Raw genomic sequence first — 24,429 nt, forward strand, 5'->3', positions numbered from 1 at the left:
GGCAGCGGATCAGATCAGCTGCAGGCTTTCCGCGAAGTGGCAGGCCACCGGATGCTCCTGGCCGCGGTCGACCAGCGCGGGTTCCTCCGTGCTGCACTTCTTGCGGCCCGCCTCGTCCAGCTGGTTCGCGAACTTCGGGCAGCGGGTGCGGAACCGGCAGCCGGACGGCGGGTTCGCCGGGCTGGGCACGTCGCCGGTGATCACGATGCGCTCGCGGGTGCGTTCCTTGCGCGGGTCGGGCACCGGGATCGCCGAGATCAGCGCCTGGGTGTAGGGGTGCGCCGGGTTCGTGAACAGCGCCTCGGACGGCGCCGTCTCCACGATTTTGCCCAGGTACATCACCGCGATCCGGTCCGCCACGTGCCGCACCACGGAAAGGTCGTGCGACACGAACAGGTAGGACAGCCCGAACTCGGCCTGCAGGTCCTTGAGCAGGTTGAGCACGCCTGCCTGGATGGAAACGTCCAATGCGGACACCGGCTCGTCGAGCACCAGCACCTTCGGCCGCAGTGCGAGCGCGCGGGCGATGCCGATGCGCTGGCGCTGGCCGCCGGAGAACTCGTGCGGGAACCGGTTGCCGTGCTCCGGCCGCAGGCCGACGGTCTGCATCAGGTCGCGGACCTGCTGTTTGCCGCCGTCGTTGTACAGGCCGTGGATGCGCAGCGGTTCGGCGATGATCTCGTTCACCGGCAGCCGCGGGTCCACCGACGCGTACGGGTCCTGGAACACGATCTGCATGCTGCGCCGCAGCCGCTGCAGTTCCCGGTTGTGCATGGCGCCGAGGCTGCGGCCCTCGTAGGTCACCTCGCCGGAGGTGAGCGGCTGCAGTGCCAGCGCCACCCGCGCGGTGGTCGACTTCCCGCAGCCGGACTCGCCGACCAGCGCCAGTGTCTCGTGCTCGTAGATGTCGAAGGACACGTCCGACACCGCCTGCACCGCACCGGTGGTGCGCCGAAAGAGGCCACCCCCGCGGATCGGGAAGTGCTTGACCAGGTTCTTCGCGGACAGGACCGGCGTCCGTACCGCCGTCGCCTCGCTCATCGGTTCGTCTCCGTGTCGGTCGCGGCGTCCACGGCCGCCGGGACGGCATCCGTATCGGCCGAGGTGGCGCTGAACAGCTCCGCCGGGTCCCGCCCGACGACCTGCTCGGTGAAGTGGCACGCCGCGTGCTGGCCGCCGGGGCCTTCCACGAGCGGCGGCTCTTCCTGGTCGCAGATGTCCTGCGAGAGCGGGCAGCGCGGGCTGAACGGGCAGCCCGGCGGCATGTTCGTGGTCGCGGGCGGCGAACCGGTGATCGGGGTGAGCCGTTCGGTCTTCACGTCCAGCCGCGGCAGGCTGCCGAGCAGGCCGAGGGTGTAGGGCATCCGCGGGGTGTAGAAGATCTCGTCGACCGTGCCGGACTCGACCACCTTGCCCGCGTACATCACGTGCACCCGGTCGGCCTGGCCGGCGATCACCCCGAGGTCGTGGGTGATCAGCACCATCGCGGCGCCGGTCTCCTTCTGCGCGGCCTGCAGCGCTTCCAGGATCTGCGCCTGCACCGTCACGTCGAGCGCGGTGGTCGGCTCGTCCGCGATGATCACGTCCGGGTTGTTCGCCATCGCGATCGCGATCACCACGCGCTGGCGCATCCCGCCGGAAAGCTGGTGCGGATACTCGTTCGCGCGCTGCTGCGGGTTCGGGATGCGCACCAGGTCGAGCAGGTCGACCGCCTGCTTCTTCGCGACGTCCTTGCGCACGTCGTGGTGCGCGGTGATCGCCTCGGCGATCTGGTCGCCCACGGTGTACACCGGATTCAGCGAGGTCATCGGGTCCTGGAAGACCATCGAGATGCCCTTGCCGCGGACCTTGTTCAGGTCTTTTTCGCTGGCCTTCAGCAGTTCCACCCCGTCGAAGCGGATGGAACCGGAGACCTTGGCGGTGCGCGGCAGCAGGCCCATCACAGCCAGCGACGTCACGGACTTGCCGGAGCCGGACTCGCCGACGATGCCGAGCACCTCGCCGCGCTGCAGCTGGTAGTTCACCCCGCGCACGGCCTTGACCACGCCCTCGCCGGTCGGGAACTGCACGGTCAGGTCCTCCACCACGAGGACCGGGTCACCAGTGTGCTCGGTCATGCGCGCACCTTCGTCTGCTGGGGGTCGAACGCGTCCCGCAGGCCGTCCCCGATGAAGTTGATCGTCAGCGCGATCAGGATGATGAAAATGCCCGGGAAGTAGAACAGCCACGGGCGGGTGTCCACCGCCGTCTGCGCGGTGGACACGAGCAGTCCGAGCGAGGTGTCCGGCACCTGGACCCCGAAGCCGAGGAACGACAGCGCGGTCTCGAGCAGGATGCCGATGGACACCAGGATCGTCAGGTTGACGATGATCGCGCCGAGTGCGTTGGGCACCAGGTGCCGGAAGATGATCCGCGCGTCGCTCGCGCCCAGTGCCTTCGAGGCCTCGATGAATTCCTTTTCCCGCAAGGAAAGCACCACGCCGCGGGCCACGCGGGACACGTAGGCCCAGTACAGGCCCGCGATGACCACCGCGATCAGCCACCAGGTGCCGCCCGACTGGTGTGCGAGCACCGCGGCCACCGCGAGCAGCGGCAGGGTGAGCACGAGGTCGGAGATGCGCATCAGCAGGGTGTCGATCCAGCCGCGGTAGTAGCCCGCCACCGAACCCCAGATGGTGCCCACGATCGTGGCGAACAGTGCGACCAGCACGGAAATCTGCAGCGAGATCTGCGTCCCGCGCATCACCTGGGCGAACTGGTCGTGGCCGACCGCGTCGGTGCCGAACGGGTGCTCACCCGAGGGCGGCGCGGAGTTGTCCGGGGTGATGCTGTCCGGGCCGTACTTCCACACCGCTCCGCCGATGTAGGCGAAGAGCACGATCAGGATGAACACGACGAGGCTGATCATCGCCAGCCGGTGCTGCAGGAAGCGCCGGAAGACCAGCTGTGCCTGGCTGCGTTCCTTGACGGTGAACTCGCGTTCCGGCGCACCGCGGGGGGTCTGCGGATCGTCCGGGGCGAAGCGGGAGCCACCCAGTGTGGTGGGAGTCGAGTCAGGCATAGCGGATCCTCGGGTCGAGCAGGCCGTAGAGCAGGTCGGCGATGAGGTTGAGCAGGATGATGAACGTGGCCGCGATGAGCAGCCACGCCTCCACGGCGTACACGTCGCTCGTCTTGATCCCGTTCAGCAGGAACGCGCCCGCGCCCTGCCACTGGAAGACCGTCTCGGTCACCACCGCGCCACCCAGGATGGAACCGAGGTCCAGCGCGGTCACGGTGGTCAGCGGGATGAGCGCGTTGCGCAGTGCATGCCTGCGGGTCACCGTCCAGCGGGGCAGGCCCTTGGCCCGTGCCAGCCGCACGTAGTCGCTGTTGAGCACTTCCAGCATGGACGCGCGCTGGAACCGGCTCCACGCCGCGTAGCTGGTCAGCGCGAGCGAGATGGTCGGCAGGATCAGATGGCCGAGCACGTCGCCGAACTGGTTCCAGAACCCGCTGCCGCTGGCGATCACCGACGAGGAGCCGATCGTGTAGAAGATCTGGTCGCCGACGGCGGTGTTGATGGAAATGCCGACCTGCTTGAGCACGATCGCGAACCAGAACGCCGGCATGGACAGGAACAGGAAGCCGAAGAAAGTCGCCGTGTAGTCGAACTTCGAGTACTGGCGCGCGGCGCTGATCACGCCGATGATCACCGCGAGGATCAGCGCGACCACCATGGCGAGCACGATCAGCCGCAGCGTCACGCCGAAACGGGCGAACACCTCGTGGCCGATGTTGAGGTTGGACTGCACCGACGGGCCGAAGTCACCGCTGAAGATGCCGGTGATCCAGTGCCAGTACCGCTCGAGGATCGGCTGGTCGAGGTGCAGCCGGATGCGCTCCAGCTCGATGGTGCGCGGTGGTGGCGGCGGATTTCTCGAGATCAGCGGGCTCAGCGGATTGGCCGACAGCGAGACCATCACGAATACGACGAATGTCGAAACGATCAGAATCGGCACCGAGATCAAGAGCCGGCGCAGTGCGAAGGCAAGCATGGAGGTCTTCCTGCTCTGGGCGGTGTTCTGCCGGCGCACGCCGCTGGTGGTGGCAGGGCCGGGCGACGAAACGAGGCAAGTGCGAGTTCGGGACGGAATCGGGCAAATGGTGAGGGACCGGCATTCCTGCCGGCCCCTCACCGGTGTTCACGCGAATCTACCGGGTGGTGATCACTTGCGGTTGCCCCACTCCGACATGTTGTAGACCGGCCCGTCCAGGGTCGAGTTGTTCCGGATGTTCCCGATCTTGTCCGAGGACGCGAGGAAGGTCGGCTTCTGGTAGAGCGGAAGCACGTACGCGTCGTCGGAGAGGATCTGGTCGGCCTGGTTGAGCAGGTCGGCCGCCTTCGTCTGGTCGGTCTCCGCGTTGGCCTGGGCCATCAGGTCGTCGACCTTCGGGTTGGTGTACTTGCCGTAGTTGCTGCCCTGGCCGGTGCCCCACAGCTGCTTCGCGCCACCGAACGGGAACGGCGAGGACACCCAGGCGAAGGTGATGATGTCGTAGTCGCCGCTGGTGGTCGTGCTGCCGAGGTCGTCGGTCGAGGACACGTTGATCTTGAGCCCGAGCGGGGCCACCGCCTGTGCGAACAGCTGGCACTCGTCCTGGCGGATCTGGTTGCCGACGGTGTAGCGGATGTTCATCGGCGGGACGGTCTTGCCCTTCGGGTCGACCAGCTGCTGGCCGTTGATCTTGTAGCCGGCGTCGGTCAGGATCTTCTTCGCCTTCTCGATGTCACCGTTGCCCTGGCCGGTCGAGGAGATGGTGTCCTTGTAACCGGTCTGCTGCGGCATGAAGTTGTGGCTGTTGAGCGGCTGCACCTTGTCGGTGAACTGGCCGACCGTCTTGGCGATGATGTCCTTGCGGTTGACCGCGGTGAACATCGCCTGGCGCAGCGCCTTGTCCGCGAGGAACGGGTTCTTCAGGTTGAAGTCGTAGTGCTCCCACTGCAGGCCGAGGCCGATGTAGGAGGAGATGTTCGGCATGTTCTTGACCTGGTTGACCAGGTCGACCTGCGGCTGCGGGTAGATGACCTGCACCTCGTTGTTCTGCAGCGCGGTCGGCTCCTGCGTGGCGTCGGTGATGATCCGGAAGACCACGCTCGAGAGCTTCGGCTTCGCGCCCCACCACTTCTCGTTCGGAACCTCGGTCGCCGACTGGTTGTTCACGAACTTGGAGAGCTTCCACGGCCCGCCGGTCCAGGTCGGGACGGTGTCGCCGAACCACTTGTACGAGGACGCGAGGCCGGCCGGGGTGTTGATGTCCCCGTGCTGCTTGGCCAGGTGCGCCGGGTACATGCCGCCGGAGGAGCCCCACAGCTTCTTCCAGTCGGTGAACGGCTGGGAAAGCGTGGCGGTCACCGTCTTGCCGCCGTCCGAGCCGACCACCGAGGTGAGCTGGTCGTAGCCGGAGGTGTCGGCGGGGGCGCAGTCGGTGCAGTCCTTGCCGTTCTGCACCTTCCAGTTGTAGATGAAGTCGTCGGCCGACAGCGGCGTGCCGTCCGACCAGACCGCCTTCGGGTTGATCTTGTAGACGATCGTCGTCGGGTTGGTCAGGTCCGCGGACTCGACGAAGTCCTTGTTCAGCACCGGCTTGAGGTCCGGCGTCGAGTAGAAGGTGTAGGGCAGCAGACCCTTGGTGACCTCACCGGTTTCGAAGACGTTGCCCTCGGCCGAGGTGACGTTCCAGTTCGGCACGTTCTTCTCCAGCACGTAGCTGACGTCGCCGCCGTCCTGGAGCTGATCGGCCGGAACCGCGTTGCAGGTGTTCGGGTTCTGGTCGCAGTCCGCGAATGCCTGCCCGGTCTGCGTCGCGCCGTTGCCGCCGCCACCGCCGCAGGCGGAGAGCAGAAGGGCCGCGCCCGCGACGAAAGCACCGAGCTTCACCGCGCGCGACCTTGTCGTCACTAACATTCATTCTCCTTGCTCGACGCCGTCGCGGGTGTGCGAGGCGACCTCTTCCTGACCGCAAGCACCGAGGTAATCGCGTTGCTCACCGTAGTCGTGCAACTTAGGCACTGGACAGACGGCGAAACCATCGATCCGGACACTCTCAGTGAGATCGTTGTGGAACAGCAATCTCGTCCTGACGAGCTCCACCACGGGTTCTCCCCACAGTCGACTACCTAGCGTATCCGATCGTGAGTTTTTTGCGAACCTGTTCGGGTGGTTGCGCGGCCCGGCCGGGCATTCGGCTCGGGGGACAATATCCCACGCTCCGCAGTTTGGGGACCCCTTCGAATGGCGCAGTCGCGTTGCCCGGATGGACCAGAAGTGACAAAGAATTAACCCGATCCCGTGACGTCGAAATGCGGCCGCCGCGGATCGGCCGCTCTCCAGCCCAGGTCCAGGCAGTGGTCCGCACTGTTCGAGGGCGTGCGGCCCGGCCGGGCGGCCGCCGCCGGACGCCTCCGCGCGGCAGGCCGGCAGCGTGGCTGCCCGGCGGTCTGGACCTGTCGTGGCCGGACGGTGATTCCGCGCGGCGGAACGTTCCGCATCCGGGAACGTCCAGCTGCCGGGACGGCAGTCCGATGGGCTGGGATGCTCCTGCATCTTCGCGTGCACGCGGGTCGCGCTGCCCGTGCTGCGCCGGATGGTCGTTAACCTGGGACGGTGAAGCGGAAGCTGCTGCTGGTCCACGCGCACCCGGACGACGAGAGCATCACGACCGGCGGCGCCATCGCCCGGTACGCGGCCGAGGGCGCGGACGTCTTCCTGGTGACGTGCACCCTCGGCGAGGAAGGCGAGATCGTGCCGCCGCGGCTGGCCCGGCTGGCCGCGGGGGAGGCCGACCAGCTGGGCGGCTACCGGTACGGCGAGCTGAGCGCCGCGTGCGCCGCGCTCGGCGTCACCCGCCACGAATACCTCGGCGGGATCGGCCGGTGGCGGGATTCCGGGATGGCGGGCACACCTGCTGCGGGGCACCCGCGTGCGTTCACCGCGGGCTCGAGGGCGGCGCAGACCGTGCAGCTGCGTGCGCTGATCGAGGAGCTGGCGCCACAGGTCGTGGTCACCTACGACGCGTTCGGCGGCTACGGCCACCCCGACCACATCCGGGCGCACGAGATCACCATGGCCGCGACCGAGGACGCCCCCTCCGTCGCGCGGGTGTTCCACGTGGTCCAGTCCACGGCCGCGCTGGCCGACGGCCTCGCCGAACTGCGCGCGGACGATACGTCTCCTTTCCGGGTGCCCGCCGACGACGAACTGCCGTCGGTGCCGGACGAGAAGATCGCCACCGCGCTCGACATCTCCGCGCACCTCCCGGCGAAGCTCGCCGCACTGCGCGCACACGAGACACAGCTGACTGTCACGGACGGAGCCGTGGTCCACTTCGCACTCACCAACAGCATCGCGCAGCCGCTCGGGCGGGCCGAACACTTCGTGCTCGCTCGCGGCGACGCGGACGGTGCCGCCACCGATCTGTTCGGCGGGCTGTAACGGTGGCCGCCCCGCTCTCCCGCGCCCAATGGCTCACGCTGTTGCTGGTCAGCTTCGACGCCGTACTGCTGGCCCTGCTGGAAGTGTTCTTCCTGCCGCTGCGGGTCGGCTCACTCGGCGAGGTGCCGCTGCCGGTGACCGCACTCGTCGGCGCGGTCACCACGCCGTGGCTCGTGCTGACTGTCGCGAAACTCGTGCGGCCGGGGCTCTCGTTCGTGCCGCTGGCGGTGTGGGTGGTCGTGGTCTTCGTGATCGGGCTGACCGGCCCCGGCGGCGACCTCGTGCTCGTGCAGGACTGGCGGGCACTGCTGCTGCTCGGCGCCGGCGCGCTGCCTGCCGCGCTGGTCCTCGGCGGCGGTCTCGGCCGGGCCACCGCGGTGAGTGGCGCCGGACATGGCTGAGGCCGTTTCCGACCGCCAGGTCGTCGCGGTGCTGCGGCCGTTCGTCCGTGCCTGCGCGCCGATGCTCGACGCGCTGCGGGACTCCGATCCGTTCGGGCTGCAGGCCCGTGCCCGCCGCGGTGAGGACGAGTTCGCCGACGACGGGCTGCGGAAGAAGGTCCTCGACGCGCTCACGTCGGTGAAGGTTCCCGGCACCGCGGCATGGGCGGCGATGGACATCGACCAGCGCGCCGGCTGGTGGGTCAACCGGGTCGGCCGGCTCACCGCACTGCTCACCTCGATCCCCGGACTCGGTGGCGCGCTCGCCGACCGGCTGCCGGTGCAGGACGCACTGGGTGCTGCGTCGCAAGGGTTGCTGCTGTGTGCGCTCGCCGGCGAGTACGGAGTGACCGACGTCGGCAGCAGGGTCCGGCTCATCGCGTCCGTACTGTTCGACCGCGACGTCGATCCCCGGCTGGCCGCGGGCGAGCACGCCGGGCACGACGAGTCCGCAGAGGACAGTGCGGCCGAGCAGCTCACCGAGGAGCTCGACGAATCACGGCGCACGCACGGCAAGGTCACCGTGAAGGCGGTCGCGGGCACACTCTGGCGGCTTGGCCGGTCACTCTGGGGTATCACCGGGGAACTGGAGAAGCGTCCGCGCGGCCGGTTCTACCACCGGCTGATCGGGATGCTGCCGGTGCTCGGCGCGGCAGGCGACTACTTCGGGGAACGCGCCGGGCTCAAGACGGTGTGGAAACGTGCGCACGCCTGGCTGATGGCGAATTCCTCGCGCTGGGACTGAACGTTCACCGCCAGAACAGGAACGCGGTCTGCCCGATGTTCGCGCCGAGCGAGCTGCCGCCGATCACCGTGAAGATCTTCCCCGCCACGAACCACAACAGATCCGAAACCGGGCGGAAGATGAAGAACACCGCGAACAGCGCCAGCGGCGCCCACGGCCGCACCCGCGCGCCGAACATCCGTGCTTGCGGTGACAGATAGGGCTCCAGCGCGCCCCAGCCGTCCAGCCCCGGCACCGGGAGGATGTTCAGCAGGAAGGTCATCACCTGCAGCAGTGCCAGATAGGACAGTCCGTAGAACAGGCCGGTCGCCATCGGCACGAGCGCGATCACCAGGCACAGCGCAGCCCCCGCGGCCAGGTTGCTGAGCGGCCCCGCGAGCGAGACCCACGACGACGTCGCCCGGCTGCGCAGCGCGCCGCGGTTGATCCACACCGCACCGCCGGGCAGCGGAATCCCGCCGATCAGCAGGAAGATCAACGGCAGCAGCAGCGACAGCACGGGGTCGGTGTAACGCCGGACGTCCAGCGAGAGGTACCCCTTGTGGGCGACTTCGTGGTCACCGCCGCGGAACGCGACGAAGGCGTGGCCGAACTCGTGCAACGTGAGCGACGCGATCCAGCCGCCCGCGACGAGCAGGACGACGCCCGCGACGAACATCGGGTCGCGGCTACCGAGAAGGGACGAGGAGTCACCGTATGCGGCCAGGAAACCGCCGGCCACGGTGACGGCGAGGATGCCGAGGAAGATCGGGCTCGGACGCACTGCTGATCTCTGCACCCCACCAGTCTTCCGTATGCCCGGTGTGAAGTCTTCGGCGTGTCCCCTTGCGCAGCCGGCGAGACGTATCCCCCGAACTCGCTACTCCGCTTGACCTGGCCGCACTACACGGGTGTAATCACAGTGATGTCATTCGTTGTCGAGGGGACACCGGGTGTCGTTTCACCACCGCCAGCCTGGGGAGTGCGTAGGAGCGAGGAGGCGGACGTGCGGTTGGAAGCGGAGAGCAAGGAATGGGGGCACGTCGTGGGTTGGGGAGAGAACCCGGAGCAGGAGCTCGGGGATCTGACCGACCTCTTCGACCCCACCGAGGAGCAGGAGTGGCAGGAACGCGCGCTGTGCGCGCAAACCGACCCGGAGGCGTTCTTCCCTGAGAAGGGCGGCTCGACCCGCGAGGCCAAGCGGATCTGCCTTGGCTGCGAGGTCAAGGACGAATGCCTCGAGTACGCACTTGCGCACGACGAGCGCTTCGGCATCTGGGGCGGACTGTCCGAACGCGAACGGCGGAAGCTGAAGAAGCGGGCCTGAACGGGCCGGTTGGGCTGCGGCGTGTCCGCGGAATGCGCGGACCGTGAGCCCGATCAGGGTGTCTTCTGGGGGTGCAACCCCCGGATCCCGCCCGGGGCTCGCCCCCGGAACCCCGTGGGTGGCGGCTCGGTCTTGCTGCTCCCGGGACGTCAGTGGGCGGGAATCCCGTGGTGGGTGGCTTGATCCGGGCGCTCCCGGGACGAGTCTTCGGTGCCGGTGGGTGCGGTGATCGAGTTGCCCCGGGACGGGTCTTCGGGTCTCGGTGGTGGCGGACTTGATCTCGTTGTTCCCGGCGTGGGTGGTCGTTTGACCCGGGTTGGTCTCGGGGGCCGCCGCTGCGCTGGGTGGATTGATCAAGTTGCGTCCGGGGTTTCGGATTCTGGTGGCGGCTCCGGGTGTGTCCTTGGTTTCCGGTGTGCGTGCCTTGATCGGGACACTTGCGGGTGGGGCTCGGATTTCTCCGGGCCGGCCGAATCCGCGGTGAGCGGGGGTGTGCCGGTGAAACCGTTGGTGTTCGGGGGTTTGTCCCTGGCCGGGCGGCGGGGTGCGGGGTGCTGCGCGCGGTCTGCCGGGGTGGCGGCGGGTGAAATCCGGGTGTGGGATGGGTTTGAACGGCGGGGTGGCGGGGCATCTGCGGGTATCGGTCGGCTTGGCGGTGGGCCGGAACAAAGTGGAGTGTCCACGCGGTGGGAACGTGGGCGGGTGCGCGCGGTTCTCGCGGGTGATCCGTCCGGGTGCGGCGTGGGTTCGGCTCGGCGGTGCGGGTGAGGCCGTAGGGTGACCGCACTGCGTCGTCCTTCCGATCAGGAGCCGTTCTTGCCCCGCACTGTCGTCCCACCCGCTGTGCGCACGTTGCCCGTACTGGCCATTGTGGTCTGTCACAACGGCGCGGAATGGCTGCCCCTGGCGCTTTCCGCATTGCGGCGCAGCACGGTCCGTCCCCGGCATGTGCTCGCCGTCGACACCGGATCCACCGACAAGACCGCGAAACTGCTCGCCGACGCCGCCGCGGGCGCCGCCGGGCCGGAAGCCACGCCGATCCTCTCCGGAGTGCTGACCACGTCGGCGGAAACCGGCTTCGCGGCAGCCGTCGCCGCGGCGATCGCACACGCCGTGCAGCGCTGGGGCGACCCCGGCTCCTGGCTGTGGATCCTGCACGACGACTGCGCTCCCGAACCGGACTGTCTCGAATCGTTGCTGCACGCCGCCGAGCAGAACCCGTCCGCCAAAGTGCTCGGGCCGCTCTCGCTGGACTGGACCGATCCGCGGCTGATCGTCGAGGCAGGTCTGTCCACCGACGCCTCCGGTCACCGCCAGCAGATGGCCGCACCGGACGAGGAACCCAGCGAAGTACTCGCCGTGCCCAGTGCGGGATCGCTGATACAGCGGGAACTCTGGCACGACCTCGGCGGCTTCGACGAGGATTTCCCGCTGCTGCGCGAGGATCTCGACTTCGGCTGGCGCGCCAACACGGCCGGCTCACTGGTGCTCTCGGTCCCCGCCGCCCGGGTCCGGCACGTCCGCGCCCTCTCCACCGGGCAACGCACACCGGCTGCCGCCACCCGGCCGCTCGCCGCGGTGAACCGCGCGCACGGCTTGCGCGTCTTCCTGGTGAACTGCGGACCCGCTTCGTACTGGCTCGGGCTGGTACGCCTGCCGGTGCTGCTGGTGCTGCGCGCCCTCGTGTTCTTCGTCCTGCGGCGCACCACCGAAGCGGGCGCCGAGCTGTCCGCGCTGCGCTATCTCTGCAGTGGCCGGGGAAACCTCCGTACGGCCAGGGCGCAGCGCAGGCAACTGCCCCGGCCCGGCACCGTCCGCGGGCTCTTCACCAGCCGGATCACCAGGCTGCGCAACGCGATCCGGGCCGGTGTGCTCGGGCTCGTCCGGCGCGGCGTGCAGCGCGACGTCGCACTCGGCACGGTGCCCGACCACGTCGAGCAGGAGTCCGCCTGGGTTCCGCCGGAGGCGCTGGCTGCGTCCGGTGCACAGCCGGTCGGCCCGAACGCGCTGCCCGCCGGTGCGTTGCGCGGCCTGAGCACCCGGGGGTCGCGGCTGCGCCGGCCGGGCACCGTCGTCGCGGTAACCCTGCCGGAGGCGGCACGGGAATCCGAAGCGGACCGGGAGACGACGGACGGGCCGTCGCCATTGCCCCGGCAGGAGGAACCGGCCGCCGAACCGGACCTCGTCTTCGTCCCGGTCGACCGTCGCCGCGTGCTCGCGGCCACCGTGTTCGCACCGCCGGTCGTGCTGGTCGTGGTGCTCACCGTGCTCGCACTGGTGATCAACCGCGACCGGCTCGGCCTCGACCTGTGGGGCGGGCAGCTGCTCCCGGTCGGCGGGCTGGGGGAAATCTGGTCGACCTACCTGTCGCCGTGGCATCCGATCGCGGGCGGCACCGGCGCGCCGGCACCGGCGACACTGCCGGTGCTCGGCACGCTCGGTGCGATCTTCACGCCGATCGGCGGACCCGCCGCGCTCGTCGCGATCCTGCTCATCGGGGACCTCCCGCTCGCTGCGCTCAGTGCCTACGCGGCCACCCGCAAGCTCCCGGTCCGCCGGTGGGTCCGTGCGGCCATCGCGGCGGCTTACGCGCTGTTGCCCGCCGCCACCGCGTCGGTCGCGCAGGGACGGCTGGACGTCGTGGTGGTCCACCTCGTGCTGCCGCTCGTGGCCGCGGGCATCGCCCGGCTGCTCACCCGGCCCGGCACGCGCTGGCTGCACGTTTCGGCGCTGTCCGCGTTCGGGGTCGCGCTGCTCGGCGCGTTCTCCCCGCTCGCGCACGGCCTCGCCCTCATCGGCCTGCTGGCCGGATTCGTGGTGCTGCCCGCGCCGTCCGGGCTGGCCCGGCGGGTGGCGTCGGTCGGCATCGTGGTGATCCTGCCGCTGGTGCTGCTGCTGCCGTGGCCGACGGTGCTGCTGCGCCACCCCGAACTGCTGGTGCAGGGACTCGGCGGGCCGGTCGCGCCCGCGTCCGGCGCGGACCTGGCCGGGCTCGCCCCCGGTGGGCCCGGTGCGTGGCCGATCGGGGTCGCGGTGCTCGCCGCGACGCTGGTCGCGCTCGTCGTCCGGCCACGCAGAGAAGTCGTCGCCGGGCTCGCGCTCGCGGTGCTCGGCGTCGCCGGGGTGTTCCTCGTCCGGCAGGTACCCCTCACGCCGGTGCAGGGTGGGGCACCAGCATCCGGTTACGCCGGGGTGCCGCTGCTCTTCGTCGGTGCCGGGCTGCTCTGGGCGGTGCTCGCGACCTGGCAGCGCGGCGGCACCGCGGTGCCCGCACCGTGGCTGCCGAAGGTCCTCGCGGTGGCCGGTGCCGTGGTGGTGGCCGCGCTCGCCGCAGGCGCCGTCCTCACCGGTTCCGCAGGCCCGCTCACCGCGCAGGCCCGCCCGGCGGCGGCCCCGGAGGTCGCCGCGGACGTCGCGGCCACCGGACGGGCCGTGCTCGACGTCAGCTCCGGCACCGGACCGGTACGGCAGACCGGTGGCCGGCTCGCGCACTTCGGTGACGACGAACTCGCCCCGGTCACCGGCTCCCCGGACCGGCTGGCCGGCTGGCGTCACGACCTGGGGCAGGGCGACGTCGCCACGCTCAAGCGCACGCTGGCTGCCGCGGCCGCGTCCGGAGTGCAGTACATCGTGCTGCCGGCCGGCACGGACGCACCTGCCTTCGCCGCCGCGGCAGGCGACCTGATCGCGGTGGCCGCGCCGATGTCGGACGGACGGCCGGTGCTGCGGCTGCTGCCGAAGACCGGCGAGGTCGCCCTGATCTCCCCGGAACTGGCCAAGAAAGCCGTGACCGGTGGCGGCGCGCCGGGCACGAGCCCCGGTGTCTCCCCGGTCGAGGCCCGGCTGCCGGACGTGCGTGTGCGTGCGTCGGACGGGCCGACCGGGCGGCTGCTCGTGCTCGCCGCGGAACAGGAAGCAGGCTGGCAGGCCGGCGTCAACGGCAAGGCGGTGCCGATCGTGCCCGCCTGGGGGCACCAGGTGGCGGTGTCCGTGCCCGCGCAGTCCGCCGAGGTCTCGGTGACCTTCCCCGGCACCGAACGCGGGTTGCTGCTGCTCGTGCAGCTGGCCGCGGTGCTGTTCACCGCGCTGACCGCGATCCCGTCCCGGCGCCGGTGAGGATCAGTCGCCCTCGATCACGTCCGGTTCCACGCCGAGGTACCCCGCGACCTGCTCGACCAGCACGTCGTGCACCAGATCGGCCAGTTCGGCCGGATCCTTCGCCCGCGCTTCGAGCGGACGCCGGTACAGCACGATCCGGGCCCGGGTCGGCAGTCCGGTGCGGTCGACCCCGGCCGGGACCAGCCGCGACAGCGGGACCACACCGTCGTGCAGCACACCGTCGACGGCGGTGCGCCCGTCCTCGTGGACCTCGGGCACGTCGTCGACCGCGACGTCCAGCTTGGTCAGTTCGTGCCGCCAGCGCGCCTCGATCGGCTCGAGCGCGTCGAGCACGAGTGCGTCGAACCGCTCCGCGCGGCTGGCGGCGGCAGGCAGCGACGCCGGATAGAGCGTGCCGCGCAGACCCCGGCCGTGCCGGTCCCGTCGCAGACGCTGCCGTTGTCGGTAGTCACGAGCCGTCGCCACCTCGCAAGTCTATGCGGTCGACGGCGGCACGCGCGTGTCGCCGGTACGCCCTTGCGGCGACGCGCTATCGTTTCCGATCGTGCGGAGCGTACGGAAATGTTCGCGAACGGGTTGTCCCGAACCCGCTGTCGCCACGCTCACGTATGCCTACCGCGATTCGACCGCCGTCGTCGGCCCGCTGGCCACCGCGTCCGAACCGCATTCCTATGACCTGTGCGAGGCACACGCGCTGCGGCTGACCGTGCCGAAGGGCTGGGAAGTCGTCCGGCACGAGGGCGCTTTCGCCGAGCCCGAGCAGTCCGCCGACGAGCTGACCGCGCTGGCCGAGGCCGTGCGCGAGGCCGGTCGTTCGGACCGCCCCGCCCCGCCGCCCGAGCCGGAGAACCCCTCCGGCAGGCGCGGGCACCTGCGCGTGCTCCCCGGGCGCGCCTGAACCACGCTCCCGCCGGTAGGCTTTCGCCCGCGGCGCGACCAGCGCTGCGAGGACACTATCGGCGGGGAGAAGGCGTGCCAGACCTTTCCGGCATCGTGAAGGCCTACGACATTCGCGGCATGGTCGGCGAACAGCTCGACGAGGCCCTGGTACGGGACTTCGGGGCCGCGTTCGCCCTGCTCATCAAGCCAGAGGCACCGGCGGTGGTGATCGGGCACGATATGCGCGACTCGTCGCCGGGCCTCTCGGCCGCATTCGCCGAGGGCGTGACGTCGCAGGGCCTCGACGTGGTGACGATCGGCCTGTGCAGCACCGACGAGCTGTACTTCGCGTCGGGCTCGCTGAACCTGCCGGGCGCGATGTTCACCGCGAGCCACAACCCCGCGAAGTACAACGGCATCAAGATGTGCCGTGCAGGCGCCGCCCCGGTCGGACAGGACACCGGCCTTGCCGAGATCCGCGACACCGTGGAACAGGGCGTGCCGCCGTTCGAGGGGCAGCGTGGCTCGGTGACCGAGCGGGACGTGCTCGGCGACTACGCCGGCTACCTGCGCAAGCTCGTCGACCTGAGCGGATCGCGGCCGCTGAAGGTGGTCGTGGACGCCGGCAACGGGATGGGCGGGCACACCGTGCCCACCGTCTTCGCCGGGCTGCCGATCGAGATCGTGCCGATGTACTTCGAGCTCGACGGCACCTTCCCCAACCACGAGGCCAACCCGCTCGATCCGAAGAACATCGTCGACCTGCAGGCCGAGGTGCGTGCGGTGGGTGCGGACGCCGGGGTCGCCTTCGACGGCGACGCGGACCGCTGCTTCGTGGTGGACGAGCGGGGCGAGCCGGTGTCACCGAGTGCGATCACCTCGCTGGTCGCGGTGCGCGAGCTGGCCAAGGAGCCCGGTGGAACGGTCATCCACAACCTGATCACCTCGAAGGGCGTCCCGGAGATCGTCGCCGAGCACGGCGGCAAGCCGGTGCGCACCAGGGTCGGGCACTCGTTCATCAAGGCCGAGATGGCGCGTACCGGCGCGATCTTCGGCGGTGAGCACTCCGCGCACTACTACTTCCGCGACTTCTGGCGTGCGGACACCGGTATGCTCGCCGCACTGCACGTGCTCGCCGCACTCGGTGAACAGGATGGCCCGCTGTCCTCGCTCACCCAGGACTTTTCCCGGTACGCTGCTTCCGGCGAGATCAACTCGACGGTCGACGACCAGGTCGCGCGCATGCTCGCGGTCAAGGACGCCTATGCGGGCAAGCCCGGCGCGGAGATCGACGAGCTGGACGGGCTCACCGTGCAGCTGCCCGGCGGCGCGTGGTTCAACCTGCGCCCGTCGAACACCGAACCGCTGCTGCGGCTCAACGTGGAAGCCGCCGACCGGGCTGCGGTCGAGGCGCTGACCGACGACGTGCTGGCGCTCGTCCGTGGCTGACCGCACTACTCCGCGGGGGACTTCCGGGCAGGATTGTGTCCGGAAGGTGCCCTTCTCGACCCGGTTTCGCGTGGTATGGAGGAACCATGGCCCTCACGCTTGACGCACAGCTGCTGGAGATCCTCGCGTGCCCGTCGCCGGATCACGCGCCGCTGAGCCCCGGCGCGCCGGACGATCCGGAGGCCGACGCGCTGACCTGCACCGGATGCGGCCGGGTGTACCCGGTACGCGACGGGATCCCGGTGCTGCTGCTCGACGAGGCGCTGGAACCGGGCGGTGCGGATCCGGGTACCGGGGCCGCCGGGAGCGCGGCCCCGGGTACGGGTACCGCGGGTGATGGGGCCGAGCCGGATGACGATCATGCCGACAGTGCTTGACGATTCCCTCCTCGACGATCCCGCGCGGCTGGCCGAGGCCGACCGGGCGGGCATGCTGCGTGCTGCCGCGATGGCAGGTGCGCAGGTACGGGCGACCGCCGAGGCCGCGGCCGAACTCGACCTGAGCGAGCGGCTCGACCTCGGCCGCCCGCGTTCGCTGGTGTTCATCGACCGCCCCGGTGTGAGCCGCACGCTGACCCGGCTGCTGGTCGCGCTGCTGGCCCCGGCGTGCCCGGTGCCGGTGGTGGTCGCCGAATCGGTGCCTGCCTGGATCGGCGCGCTGGACGTGGTGTTCGCGCACACCGACGACGCGGGGGACCGGGAGCTGGCCGCTGCACTGGAGCGGGCCGCCCGGTTCGGCGCTTCGGTGGTGCTGTCCGCGCCCGAGGACGGCCCGGTCGCGGCGTCCGTCGCCGGCAAGGGCGTGCTGCTCACCCCGCGGGTTCCGGTGCCGCCCGAGCTGGCGTTCCCGCGCGGGCTGGCCGCGGGCCTGCTCACCGCGAACGCGCTCGGCCTGCTGGTCGCCGACGTGCAGCTGCTCGCCGACCAGCTCGACCTGGAGGCGGAGAAGAACTACCTGGCTCGCGAGTCGTTCGCGAATCCGGCCAAAGCGCTGGCACTGCGGGTTGCGGACCGGGTGCCGCTGCTGTGGGGACTGGATCCGGTCGCAGTCGCCGTCGGCGAGCACGCGGCGCACGCTTTCGCCGCACACGCCGCCGTGGTGTGCGACGTCGCGGACTACCGGCAGGCGCTCGCGCAGCCCGCGCTGCGGCGCGCGGCGCAGTCGGGTACCGGTGAGCGGGATATCTTCGCGGACCCGGACGATCCGTCCACAGGCCCCGCGACGCGCGTGCTGCTGTTGTCGGTGCGGACCGGCCCGGCCACCGACGCGGCCCGCTACCAGGCAGGGGAGCTGCTGCCCGGTGCCGACCTGGTGGTGCCTGCCGAGGAGATCGAGGCCGACGAGATCGTCCGGGCCGCGGTGCTCGCGCTGAGATTCGAGCTTGCCGCCGTTTATCTGGGGCTCGCGGCGGGCAGCATCGGCGGTGCCGGCAGATACGAGCCGGCCACCGCCTGAGGGATCCGGGCAGGTGCGCCGGCAGCAGCACCGCCGCCGCGTGTGCCGCAGCGGCTCCGGTCCGAGGGGAAGAATTGGGGAGTTGAGGTGACAGTGGAGCTGTTGCGCAACGCCGTACGGCCCTACGCGTGGGGATCGCGTACCGAGATCCCGCGGTTGCAGGGGCGTCCGGTGCCTGCGCCGCACCCCGAGGCCGAGCTGTGGATGGGCGCGCACCCTGGCGATCCGTCGCACGTGATCGGCCCGGACGGCACCGAACGGAGCCTGCTGGAGCTCGTTGCCGCCGATCCGGTCGGCCAGCTCGGCGGCCGGTGCGCACAGCGCTGGGGCAACCGGCTGCCGTTCCTGCTGAAGATCCTCGCCGCCGAGGAGCCGCTGTCCATGCAGGCGCACCCGTCGGCGGCGCAGGCCGCGGAGGGGCACGCCCGCGAGGAGCGGCTCGGCATCCCGCGCGACGCGGCCAACCGCAACTACCCGGATCCCACCGCGAAACCCGAGCTGGTGTGCGCGCTCACCGAGTTCCACGCGCTCGCCGGGTTCCGCGATCCGCACCGCACGATCAAGCTGCTCAAGGCGATCGAGACACCGGGGCTGGCCAAGTACACCGGCCTGCTGGAGGCGCAGCCCGATCCGTCCGGGCTGCGCGCGCTGTTCACCACCTGGATCACGCTGCCGCAGTCCGCGTTCGACGAGCTGCTGCCGGAGGTGCTCGACGCCTGCGTGCGCCACCTCACCGACCACGGCGAGTTCACCCCGGAATGCCGCACCATCCTGGAACTGGGCGAGACCCATCCACGCGACGCCGGGGTACTGGCCGCGTTGCTGCTCAACCGGCTGACCCTGCGTGCCGGCGAGGCGATCTACCTGCCTGCCGGCAACCTGCACCTGTACCTGCACGGCACCGCGGTGGAGATCCTGGCCAACTCGGACAACATCCTGCGCTGCGGGCTCACCCCGAAGCACGTGGACGTGCCCGAGCTGCTGCGGGTGGTCGACTTCTCCTGCGGCGAGATGCCGGTGCAACACGGCGAAGCCGACGGACGGCGGATGGCGATCTACCACACCGACGCCCCCGAGTTCGAGCTTTCCCGGGTGGAGTGGGCCGCCGGCGAGGGTGCCGAACTGCAAGTCGACTCGGCAGGTCCGCAGATCCTGCTGTGCACCGAGGGCGACCTGCTGGTGACCGCGGACGAGGGCGAGGAAGTCGAACTGCGCCGCGGCCAGTCGGTGTGGCTGCCGGCCGCGGACCCGCCGGTGCGAGTGCGCCCGCTCGCCGGCACCCGTTCCCAGCTGTTCCGCGCAACGGCGGGCACCTGCGAGGACTGAGCCGCGGCTCGGAGGCGCACCTTCACCATGGCCAGATCCGTACCGAGGCGGTCGGCGACGGCACGATTGCCGACGACGGTGTCCGGAAAGCCGCGAAGGCCGACTGTGCGGCCGGGCGTACCGGCTCGGCCGGCCGCGCTCGGCCGCCTGCGGGTCGTGGCCGAATTCGACGACGAAACCCCCACTCTCGCCTGAGCTGTCGCACCCGATCCCGCGGACCTCGGTTTCCGCCTGGTGGCGAAGCGGTGTCGTACTCGTGCCCGGGGCCGGTTTACCCCGGGCTGCGCAGGGCACGGAACCCGCGACCCCTTAGGCTCGCTCCCGGCAATTCGGGCGCCGATCACGGGGAGCAAGCTGTGTCAGCTGGCGGGGGTACCAAGGCGATCATCGCGGCGTTGTCCGCGAACGCCGGGATCGCGGTGGCGAAGTTCGTCGGCTTCCTCGTCACCGGGTCGTCGTCCATGCTGGCCGAGTCGGTGCACTCGCTCGCCGACACGGCCAATCAGGGTCTGCTGCTGCTCGGGAAGAAGTCGGCGCAGCGGCGGGCCACCCGCGAGCATCCGTTCGGTTTCGGCCGGGAACGGTACTTCTACTCGTTCATCGTCGCGCTGCTGCTGTTCACGCTCGGCGCGGCGTTCGCACTGTACGAGGGCATCCACAAGATCATCGAGCCGGAGCCGCTGGCGTCGCCGCTGGTCGCGGTCGTGATCCTGGTCGTCGCGATCGGCTTGGAGGGCTACAGCTTCTACACCGCGATCGGCGAAGCAGGCAAGATCAAGGGCGACCACGGCTGGTGGCGGTTCATCCGCCAGGCCAAGGAGCCGGAGCTGCCGGTGGTGCTGCTCGAGGACAGTGGCGCGCTGGCCGGTCTCGTGTTCGCCCTGCTCGGCGTGGGGCTGTCGGTGCTCACCGGTGATCCGGTGTTCGACGGTATCGGCACCGTGCTGATCGGCCTGCTGCTCGGCGTGATCGCGGTGATCCTCATCGTGGAGATGAAGAGCCTGCTGATCGGCGAGGGCGCCACGGACACCGAACTGGACACCATCGTCGGCGAGCTGGCCGCGGGGGAGGTCGAGCGGGTCATCCACATCCGCACCCAGTACCTCGGCCCGGACGAGCTGCTCGTGGCCGCCAAGCTCGCGCTGGTGCCCGGACTCGACACGGCGCGGATCGCCGGTGCGATCGATGCGGCCGAGGCCCGCGTGCGGGCGAAGCTGCCGGTGGCGTCGTTGATCTACCTCGAACCCGATCTCGACCGGGCACCGCGGTAACGACCGGCGCGCCGCCGGCACACACGCGCGCTAGGGTGTCGCCCGGTCCCCACGAAGGTCACCGCAGGAGGTCAACGTTGCCCGGCACGGGTTTGAGGCGCACAAAGTCGATCGAGCAGTCCATCCGCGACACCGACGAACCGGGGACGAAACTCCGGCGAAATCTGAGTGCATGGGACCTGACCGTGTTCGGCGTCGCGGTGGTCGTCGGCGCCGGGATTTTCACGCTCACCGCGCGTACCGCGGGTGACTACGCCGGGCCGTCGGTGCCGGTCGCGTTCGTGATGGCGGCGATCGCCTGCGGGCTGGCCGCACTCTGCTACGCCGAGTTCGCCTCGACGGTGCCGGTCGCGGGCAGCGCCTACACCTTCTCCTACGCCACCTTCGGTGAGTTCGTGGCGTGGATCATCGGCTGGGACCTGATCCTGGAGCTGGCGGTCGGCGCGGCCGCGGTGGCCAAGGGCTGGTCCTCATACCTGCAGACGGTGCTCGGCTACCTCTTCGGAGATGGCGCCACCTCGTCGATCGACCTCGGCGGTGGCTTCTCGATCGACTGGGGCGCCCTGGTGCTGGTCCTGGTGCTGGTCACCCTGCTGGTGCTGGGTACGAAGCTGTCTTCGCGGTTCTCGATGGTGATCACCGCCATCAAGGTCGCGGTGGTGCTGTTCGTGATCATCCTCGGCATCTTCTACATCAAGGGCGCCAACTACACGCCCTTCGTCCCGGACGGCAAGACCGGCGGTGCCGGTGAGACCGGGGTGGACCAGTCGCTGTTCTCGGTGCTCGCCGGTGGCGCCAGCAGCTCCTTCGGCGTCTTCGGCCTGCTGGCCGCGGCGTCGGTGGTGTTCTTCGCGTTCATCGGGTTCGACATCGTCGCCACCACCGCGGAGGAGACGCGCAACCCGCAGAAGTCCGTGCCGCGCGGCATCTTCGGCTCGCTGGCCATCGTGACCGTGCTCTACGTCGCGGTGTCGCTCGTGGTCGTCGGTATGGTGCCCTACACCGACCTCGCCACGTCGGCGGGCGATGGCAGCCACAAGACACTGGCCACCGCGTTCTCCGCGAACGGGGTGGACTGGGCGGCGAACCTGATCTCCGTCGGCGCGCTGGCCGGCCTGACCACCGTCGTGATGGTGCTGATGCTCGGGCAGATCCGGATCATCTTCGCGATGTCACGCGACGGCCTCATGCCCCGCGGCCTGGCGAAGACCAGCAGCCGCGGCACGCCCAAGAGCGCGACCCTCGTGGTCGGCGCGCTGGTGGCGATCGCGGCCACCTTCTTCCCGGCCGACAAGCTCGAGGAGATGGTGAACGTCGGCACGCTGTTCGCCTTCATCCTGGTGTCCGCCGGGGTGCTGGTGCTGCGCCGCACCCGACCGGATCTGCCGCGGGTGTTCAAGGTGAAGGGCGTGTGGGTGATCGCGCCGCTGGCCATCGTGATCTGCCTGTGGCTGATGCTGAACCTGACTGTGCTGACCTGGCTCCGGTTCGTGGCCTGGATGGTGGTCGGCGTGGTGCTCTACTTCGTCTACAGCCGCAGGCATTCGCTGCTGGGCAAGCGATTGGCCGCGGGCGAGAGCACCGAGACCAGCCCGGCCCCCGCACCGGAGGACTGACCGCGCGGACTCAGGCGCGGCCGGGTCAGCGTGGCCGGGGCAGGTCGCTGAAGAGCGCGCCCTGCTCGCCGAGCGCACGGGCCCGTCCGGTGCGGCCGAGTCCGGCGGCCATCGCCACCGCGTTGTCCCATTCCGGATCGGCGAGGTACTCGGTGTGCTTGAGCACGCCCGGGGCCCAGCGACGGCGGCCGTCCGGCTCGCGCAGCGGATCGGGCAGCCAGTGGTCGCCGCCGAGCACCAGCGCACCGGACTCCTCCGGGGTGGTCTCCAGCGGACCCGATCCGCCTTCCGGGAGGTAGCCGTCGCCGAGCAGGTGCCTGCCGCTGGTCTGGTGCCGCCAGGTGGTGACGCCGCCGCCGAAGATGTCGGTGCCCCGGCACAGCGCCCGCCACCGGCCGTCGAGCTTGCCGAACAGCTCGGCAAGCGACTCCTGCGGCAGCACCGCCGGGAACGCGCGCTGATAGCCCCACTGCAGCGGTGAGCCCGCGGTGAGCAGGCCGACCCGGTCCAGTTCGCTGTCCGGGAGTTCGGCGCACAACCGGGCCGCAGTGAGCACGGTCAGCACGCTGCCGAGGTTCAGTCCGGAGAGCACCACCCGGGTGCCCGGTTCGGCGAGATGCTCCTTCACCCGGTCGGCCAGCTCCGGCACCACCTTGAGGGCATAGCACGGGGGCACGCCCGGATGTGCCGCGCGGGGCCAGAAGGACACGAGGTCCGACAGTGCGCCGAGGTGCCTGCTGCGCTCCGGCGAGCGGGCCGCCGAGTAGACCACCCGCAGCAGGCCCGCCGCGAGGCCGCCGAGCGCGAACACCCCGACCGCGGACACCGGGCCGAACCATGGCGGCTGCAGCCCGAAGCCGAACCGCACCACGAGCAGTGTCACCGCGCCGACGCACAGGCCCAGCGCCACGATCGTGGTCAGCTGGTGCAGGTGCCGCCGTTCCCAGGCCGACCTGGCCCACGCCCGTGCCACGTCCTGTTCCTCGCACCGGTCGGGCTCCATCAGCTCGACGATCGGCGGAACACCGCGGCGGCGCTTGCGCAACGGCACCCCGATCGCGTACCCGGCGACCGCGATCAGCACCATCAGCGCCAGCCCGCCGCCCCACAGCGCGGTGACCAGGTCGTAGGTCATCGGCAGTTTCAGCCCGTCGGCACCGAGCAGCCGCCGCACCGCGAACCCCAGCCCGGCGCCGAACCCGCCGCCGAGCAGCCCGGCCAGTGCGAGCACCGGCGCCGCGGCCCAGCCGCCGAGCCATGGCCGCAGCCGTCGTGGCCGGTCCCGCCAGGTCGAGCGGGCCAGCAGCGCCGAGGGTACGAGCGCGAGCGCGAACAGCGCGGTGACCACGACCAGTGCCCCGCCGAGGCCTTCGACGGTCGCGTCGATACCGGGAAGCCGGTCCCCCGGCACCACCAGCACCGCCGACGCGATCACCACCAGCGTGGCGAACGCCACCAGGCTGCGCCGCGCGATGCGTCCGCTGTCGCTGCCGATCGCGGCGCCCACCACCGCCGCGAGCACCAGTGCGAGCGCGCAGATCCAGGTGATCAGCCGGGGCAGTTCGACGGGGATGGTGGCCGGACCGCCGAGCAGCGGCAGTGCGATGCACGCCAGCGCGGCCACCGTGTGCAGTACGGCCATCCCCGGTGCCCCGGGATCGGCCCGCAGCTGCAGTGGTGCGCCCTTGCGGTCGCCGCGGTCCCCGCCGCGCACCCGCCAGTTCGTGGACGAGATCCGGTGCAGCACGTAGGTCAGCCCGAGCAGCAGTGCCACCCCGATGCCGATCCGGACCGGTTCCTCGCGCAACCAGGACGGCACCCACGGCAGGCAGGCCCGGCCGGGCGCGAGGCACTGGGACGCGACGAGGTCGACCACCATCGCCGAGATCTGGCTGACCAGCAGCATGGTGAGCAGCAGCGCGGCCACCCGCAGCAGGCCACGGCAGAGCCCGCCGAGCCAGCGTGCCCGGTGTACCGGCGGCAGCATCCAGAACGCGACATTCGCCAGCGAGAACGGGAACAGCAGCGCCCAGACCGCCTTCGCGGCACCCCCCGAGGTCATCCCGGTCCACAGGTAGCCTTCGAGGGTGCGCGGGATCGACCGGCCGAGCGCGGGCACCACCGGACCGGGGGCGGGACGGCGGAGCCGATCGGCCGGGCGCACGACCCGGCCGAGTCCGTCGCCTGCGACGTCCACCGTGGTCACCGCGTCGAGCAGGGTTTCGCCGCTCGTGCCCACGAGTCCGGCCACCCTGAGTTCGACGATGCGGGTGTCTGGGCCGGGGAGCGGGGCGGGCACGGTGATTTCTCTCCTCATCCGATCGAGTAAACGTCGAGCCGACAACGGT

The 24,429-nt window shown here is 70.5% G+C and carries 21 protein-coding genes; 12 read left to right on the plus strand and 9 right to left on the minus strand.

The features are described from left to right. Positions 1-9 precede the first annotated feature (9 nt). From ABD793_RS31940 to ABD793_RS31965, 6 genes are all read right to left on the minus strand, one after another. Entirely contained in the window at positions 10-1,041 is a 1,032-nt protein-coding gene (locus tag ABD793_RS31940; protein ID WP_344866798.1) for an ABC transporter ATP-binding protein, read from the minus strand. Then, positions 1,038-2,117 (minus strand): ABC transporter ATP-binding protein, encoded by a 1,080-nt coding sequence (locus tag ABD793_RS31945; RefSeq protein ID WP_344866800.1) that lies wholly within the window; start codon positions 2,115-2,117, stop codon positions 1,038-1,040. The genes ABD793_RS31940 and ABD793_RS31945 overlap by 4 nt, the downstream gene beginning before the upstream one ends. After that, positions 2,114-3,061, minus strand: a complete 948-nt coding sequence (locus ABD793_RS31950) for an ABC transporter permease (protein WP_344866802.1) — start codon at positions 3,059-3,061, stop codon at positions 2,114-2,116. The genes ABD793_RS31945 and ABD793_RS31950 overlap by 4 nt, the downstream gene beginning before the upstream one ends. Beyond that, complete coding sequence (locus tag ABD793_RS31955; protein WP_344866804.1) at positions 3,054-4,037, minus strand: ABC transporter permease; 984 nt, start codon at positions 4,035-4,037, stop codon at positions 3,054-3,056. The genes ABD793_RS31950 and ABD793_RS31955 overlap by 8 nt, the downstream gene beginning before the upstream one ends. Before the next feature lie 171 nt (positions 4,038-4,208). Further along, positions 4,209-5,948, minus strand: a complete 1,740-nt coding sequence (locus ABD793_RS31960) for an ABC transporter family substrate-binding protein (RefSeq protein ID WP_344866806.1) — start codon at positions 5,946-5,948, stop codon at positions 4,209-4,211. After that, the gene (locus ABD793_RS31965) at positions 5,949-6,137 is read right to left on the minus strand and encodes a hypothetical protein (protein ID WP_344866808.1); all 189 of its coding nucleotides are present in this window, start codon (positions 6,135-6,137) and stop codon (positions 5,949-5,951) included. Between the two features lie 510 nt (positions 6,138-6,647). Here ABD793_RS31965 and mshB point away from each other — a divergent pair. Genes mshB through ABD793_RS31980 form a run of 3 tightly spaced genes read left to right on the plus strand, consistent with a single transcriptional unit; the run spans position 6,648 to position 8,660 of the window. Continuing rightward, on the plus strand, positions 6,648-7,475 hold the full coding sequence (gene mshB / locus ABD793_RS31970) for an N-acetyl-1-D-myo-inositol-2-amino-2-deoxy-alpha-D-glucopyranoside deacetylase (RefSeq protein ID WP_344866810.1): 828 nt from the start codon (positions 6,648-6,650) through the stop codon (positions 7,473-7,475). A gap of 2 nt (positions 7,476-7,477) precedes the next feature. Continuing rightward, complete coding sequence (locus ABD793_RS31975; RefSeq protein WP_344866812.1) at positions 7,478-7,876, plus strand: hypothetical protein; 399 nt, start codon at positions 7,478-7,480, stop codon at positions 7,874-7,876. Continuing rightward, positions 7,869-8,660, plus strand: a complete 792-nt coding sequence (locus tag ABD793_RS31980; protein ID WP_344866814.1) for a hypothetical protein — start codon at positions 7,869-7,871, stop codon at positions 8,658-8,660. Before ABD793_RS31975 ends, ABD793_RS31980 begins: the two co-directional genes overlap by 8 nt. Before the next feature lie 4 nt (positions 8,661-8,664). Here the strand turns inward: ABD793_RS31980 and ABD793_RS31985 are convergent, their stop codons facing one another. After that, on the minus strand, positions 8,665-9,423 hold the full coding sequence (locus ABD793_RS31985) for a site-2 protease family protein (protein WP_344866935.1): 759 nt from the start codon (positions 9,421-9,423) through the stop codon (positions 8,665-8,667). 222 nt (positions 9,424-9,645) lie between these two features. Between ABD793_RS31985 and ABD793_RS31990 the strand changes: the two genes are divergently transcribed. After that, positions 9,646-9,966 carry a WhiB family transcriptional regulator gene (locus ABD793_RS31990; protein ID WP_344866816.1) on the plus strand — a complete coding sequence of 107 codons (321 nt, stop codon included), beginning with the start codon at positions 9,646-9,648 and terminating at the stop codon, positions 9,964-9,966. 816 nt (positions 9,967-10,782) lie between these two features. Continuing rightward, complete coding sequence (locus ABD793_RS31995; RefSeq protein ID WP_344866818.1) at positions 10,783-14,082, plus strand: glycosyltransferase; 3,300 nt, start codon at positions 10,783-10,785, stop codon at positions 14,080-14,082. 3 nt (positions 14,083-14,085) lie between these two features. Here ABD793_RS31995 and ABD793_RS32000 read toward each other — a convergent pair whose 3' ends face one another. Beyond that, on the minus strand, positions 14,086-14,550 hold the full coding sequence (locus tag ABD793_RS32000) for a metallopeptidase family protein (protein WP_344866820.1): 465 nt from the start codon (positions 14,548-14,550) through the stop codon (positions 14,086-14,088). Between the two features lie 79 nt (positions 14,551-14,629). Between ABD793_RS32000 and ABD793_RS32005 the strand changes: the two genes are divergently transcribed. The 7 genes from ABD793_RS32005 to ABD793_RS32035 all read left to right on the plus strand — a co-directional run bounded on the left by ABD793_RS32005 (position 14,630) and on the right by ABD793_RS32035 (position 22,081). Then, on the plus strand, positions 14,630-14,983 hold the full coding sequence (locus ABD793_RS32005) for a DUF3499 domain-containing protein (RefSeq protein ID WP_344866822.1): 354 nt from the start codon (positions 14,630-14,632) through the stop codon (positions 14,981-14,983). Positions 14,984-15,057: 74 nt separating this feature from the next. Beyond that, the gene (locus ABD793_RS32010; protein WP_344866824.1) at positions 15,058-16,413 is read left to right on the plus strand and encodes a phosphomannomutase/phosphoglucomutase; all 1,356 of its coding nucleotides are present in this window, start codon (positions 15,058-15,060) and stop codon (positions 16,411-16,413) included. An 86-nt stretch (positions 16,414-16,499) separates the two neighbouring features. Next, on the plus strand, positions 16,500-16,790 hold the full coding sequence (locus ABD793_RS32015; RefSeq protein WP_344866826.1) for a Trm112 family protein: 291 nt from the start codon (positions 16,500-16,502) through the stop codon (positions 16,788-16,790). Next, the gene (locus ABD793_RS32020; protein ID WP_344866828.1) at positions 16,774-17,868 is read left to right on the plus strand and encodes a hypothetical protein; all 1,095 of its coding nucleotides are present in this window, start codon (positions 16,774-16,776) and stop codon (positions 17,866-17,868) included. Before ABD793_RS32015 ends, ABD793_RS32020 begins: the two co-directional genes overlap by 17 nt. A gap of 93 nt (positions 17,869-17,961) precedes the next feature. Beyond that, positions 17,962-19,194 (plus strand): mannose-6-phosphate isomerase, class I, encoded by a 1,233-nt coding sequence (gene manA / locus ABD793_RS32025; protein WP_344866937.1) that lies wholly within the window; start codon positions 17,962-17,964, stop codon positions 19,192-19,194. A gap of 356 nt (positions 19,195-19,550) precedes the next feature. After that, positions 19,551-20,465: a cation diffusion facilitator family transporter gene (locus tag ABD793_RS32030; protein WP_344866830.1), complete on the plus strand. Its 915-nt coding sequence runs from the start codon at positions 19,551-19,553 to the stop codon at positions 20,463-20,465. Positions 20,466-20,542: 77 nt separating this feature from the next. Next, positions 20,543-22,081 (plus strand): amino acid permease, encoded by a 1,539-nt coding sequence (locus ABD793_RS32035; RefSeq protein ID WP_344866832.1) that lies wholly within the window; start codon positions 20,543-20,545, stop codon positions 22,079-22,081. Positions 22,082-22,106: 25 nt separating this feature from the next. Here ABD793_RS32035 and ABD793_RS32040 read toward each other — a convergent pair whose 3' ends face one another. Further along, positions 22,107-24,398: a hypothetical protein gene (locus ABD793_RS32040; protein ID WP_344866834.1), complete on the minus strand. Its 2,292-nt coding sequence runs from the start codon at positions 24,396-24,398 to the stop codon at positions 22,107-22,109. Positions 24,399-24,429 lie beyond the last annotated feature (31 nt).

Source organism: Amycolatopsis ultiminotia (assembly GCF_039536925.1).
GTDB lineage: Bacteria > Actinomycetota > Actinomycetes > Mycobacteriales > Pseudonocardiaceae > Amycolatopsis > Amycolatopsis ultiminotia.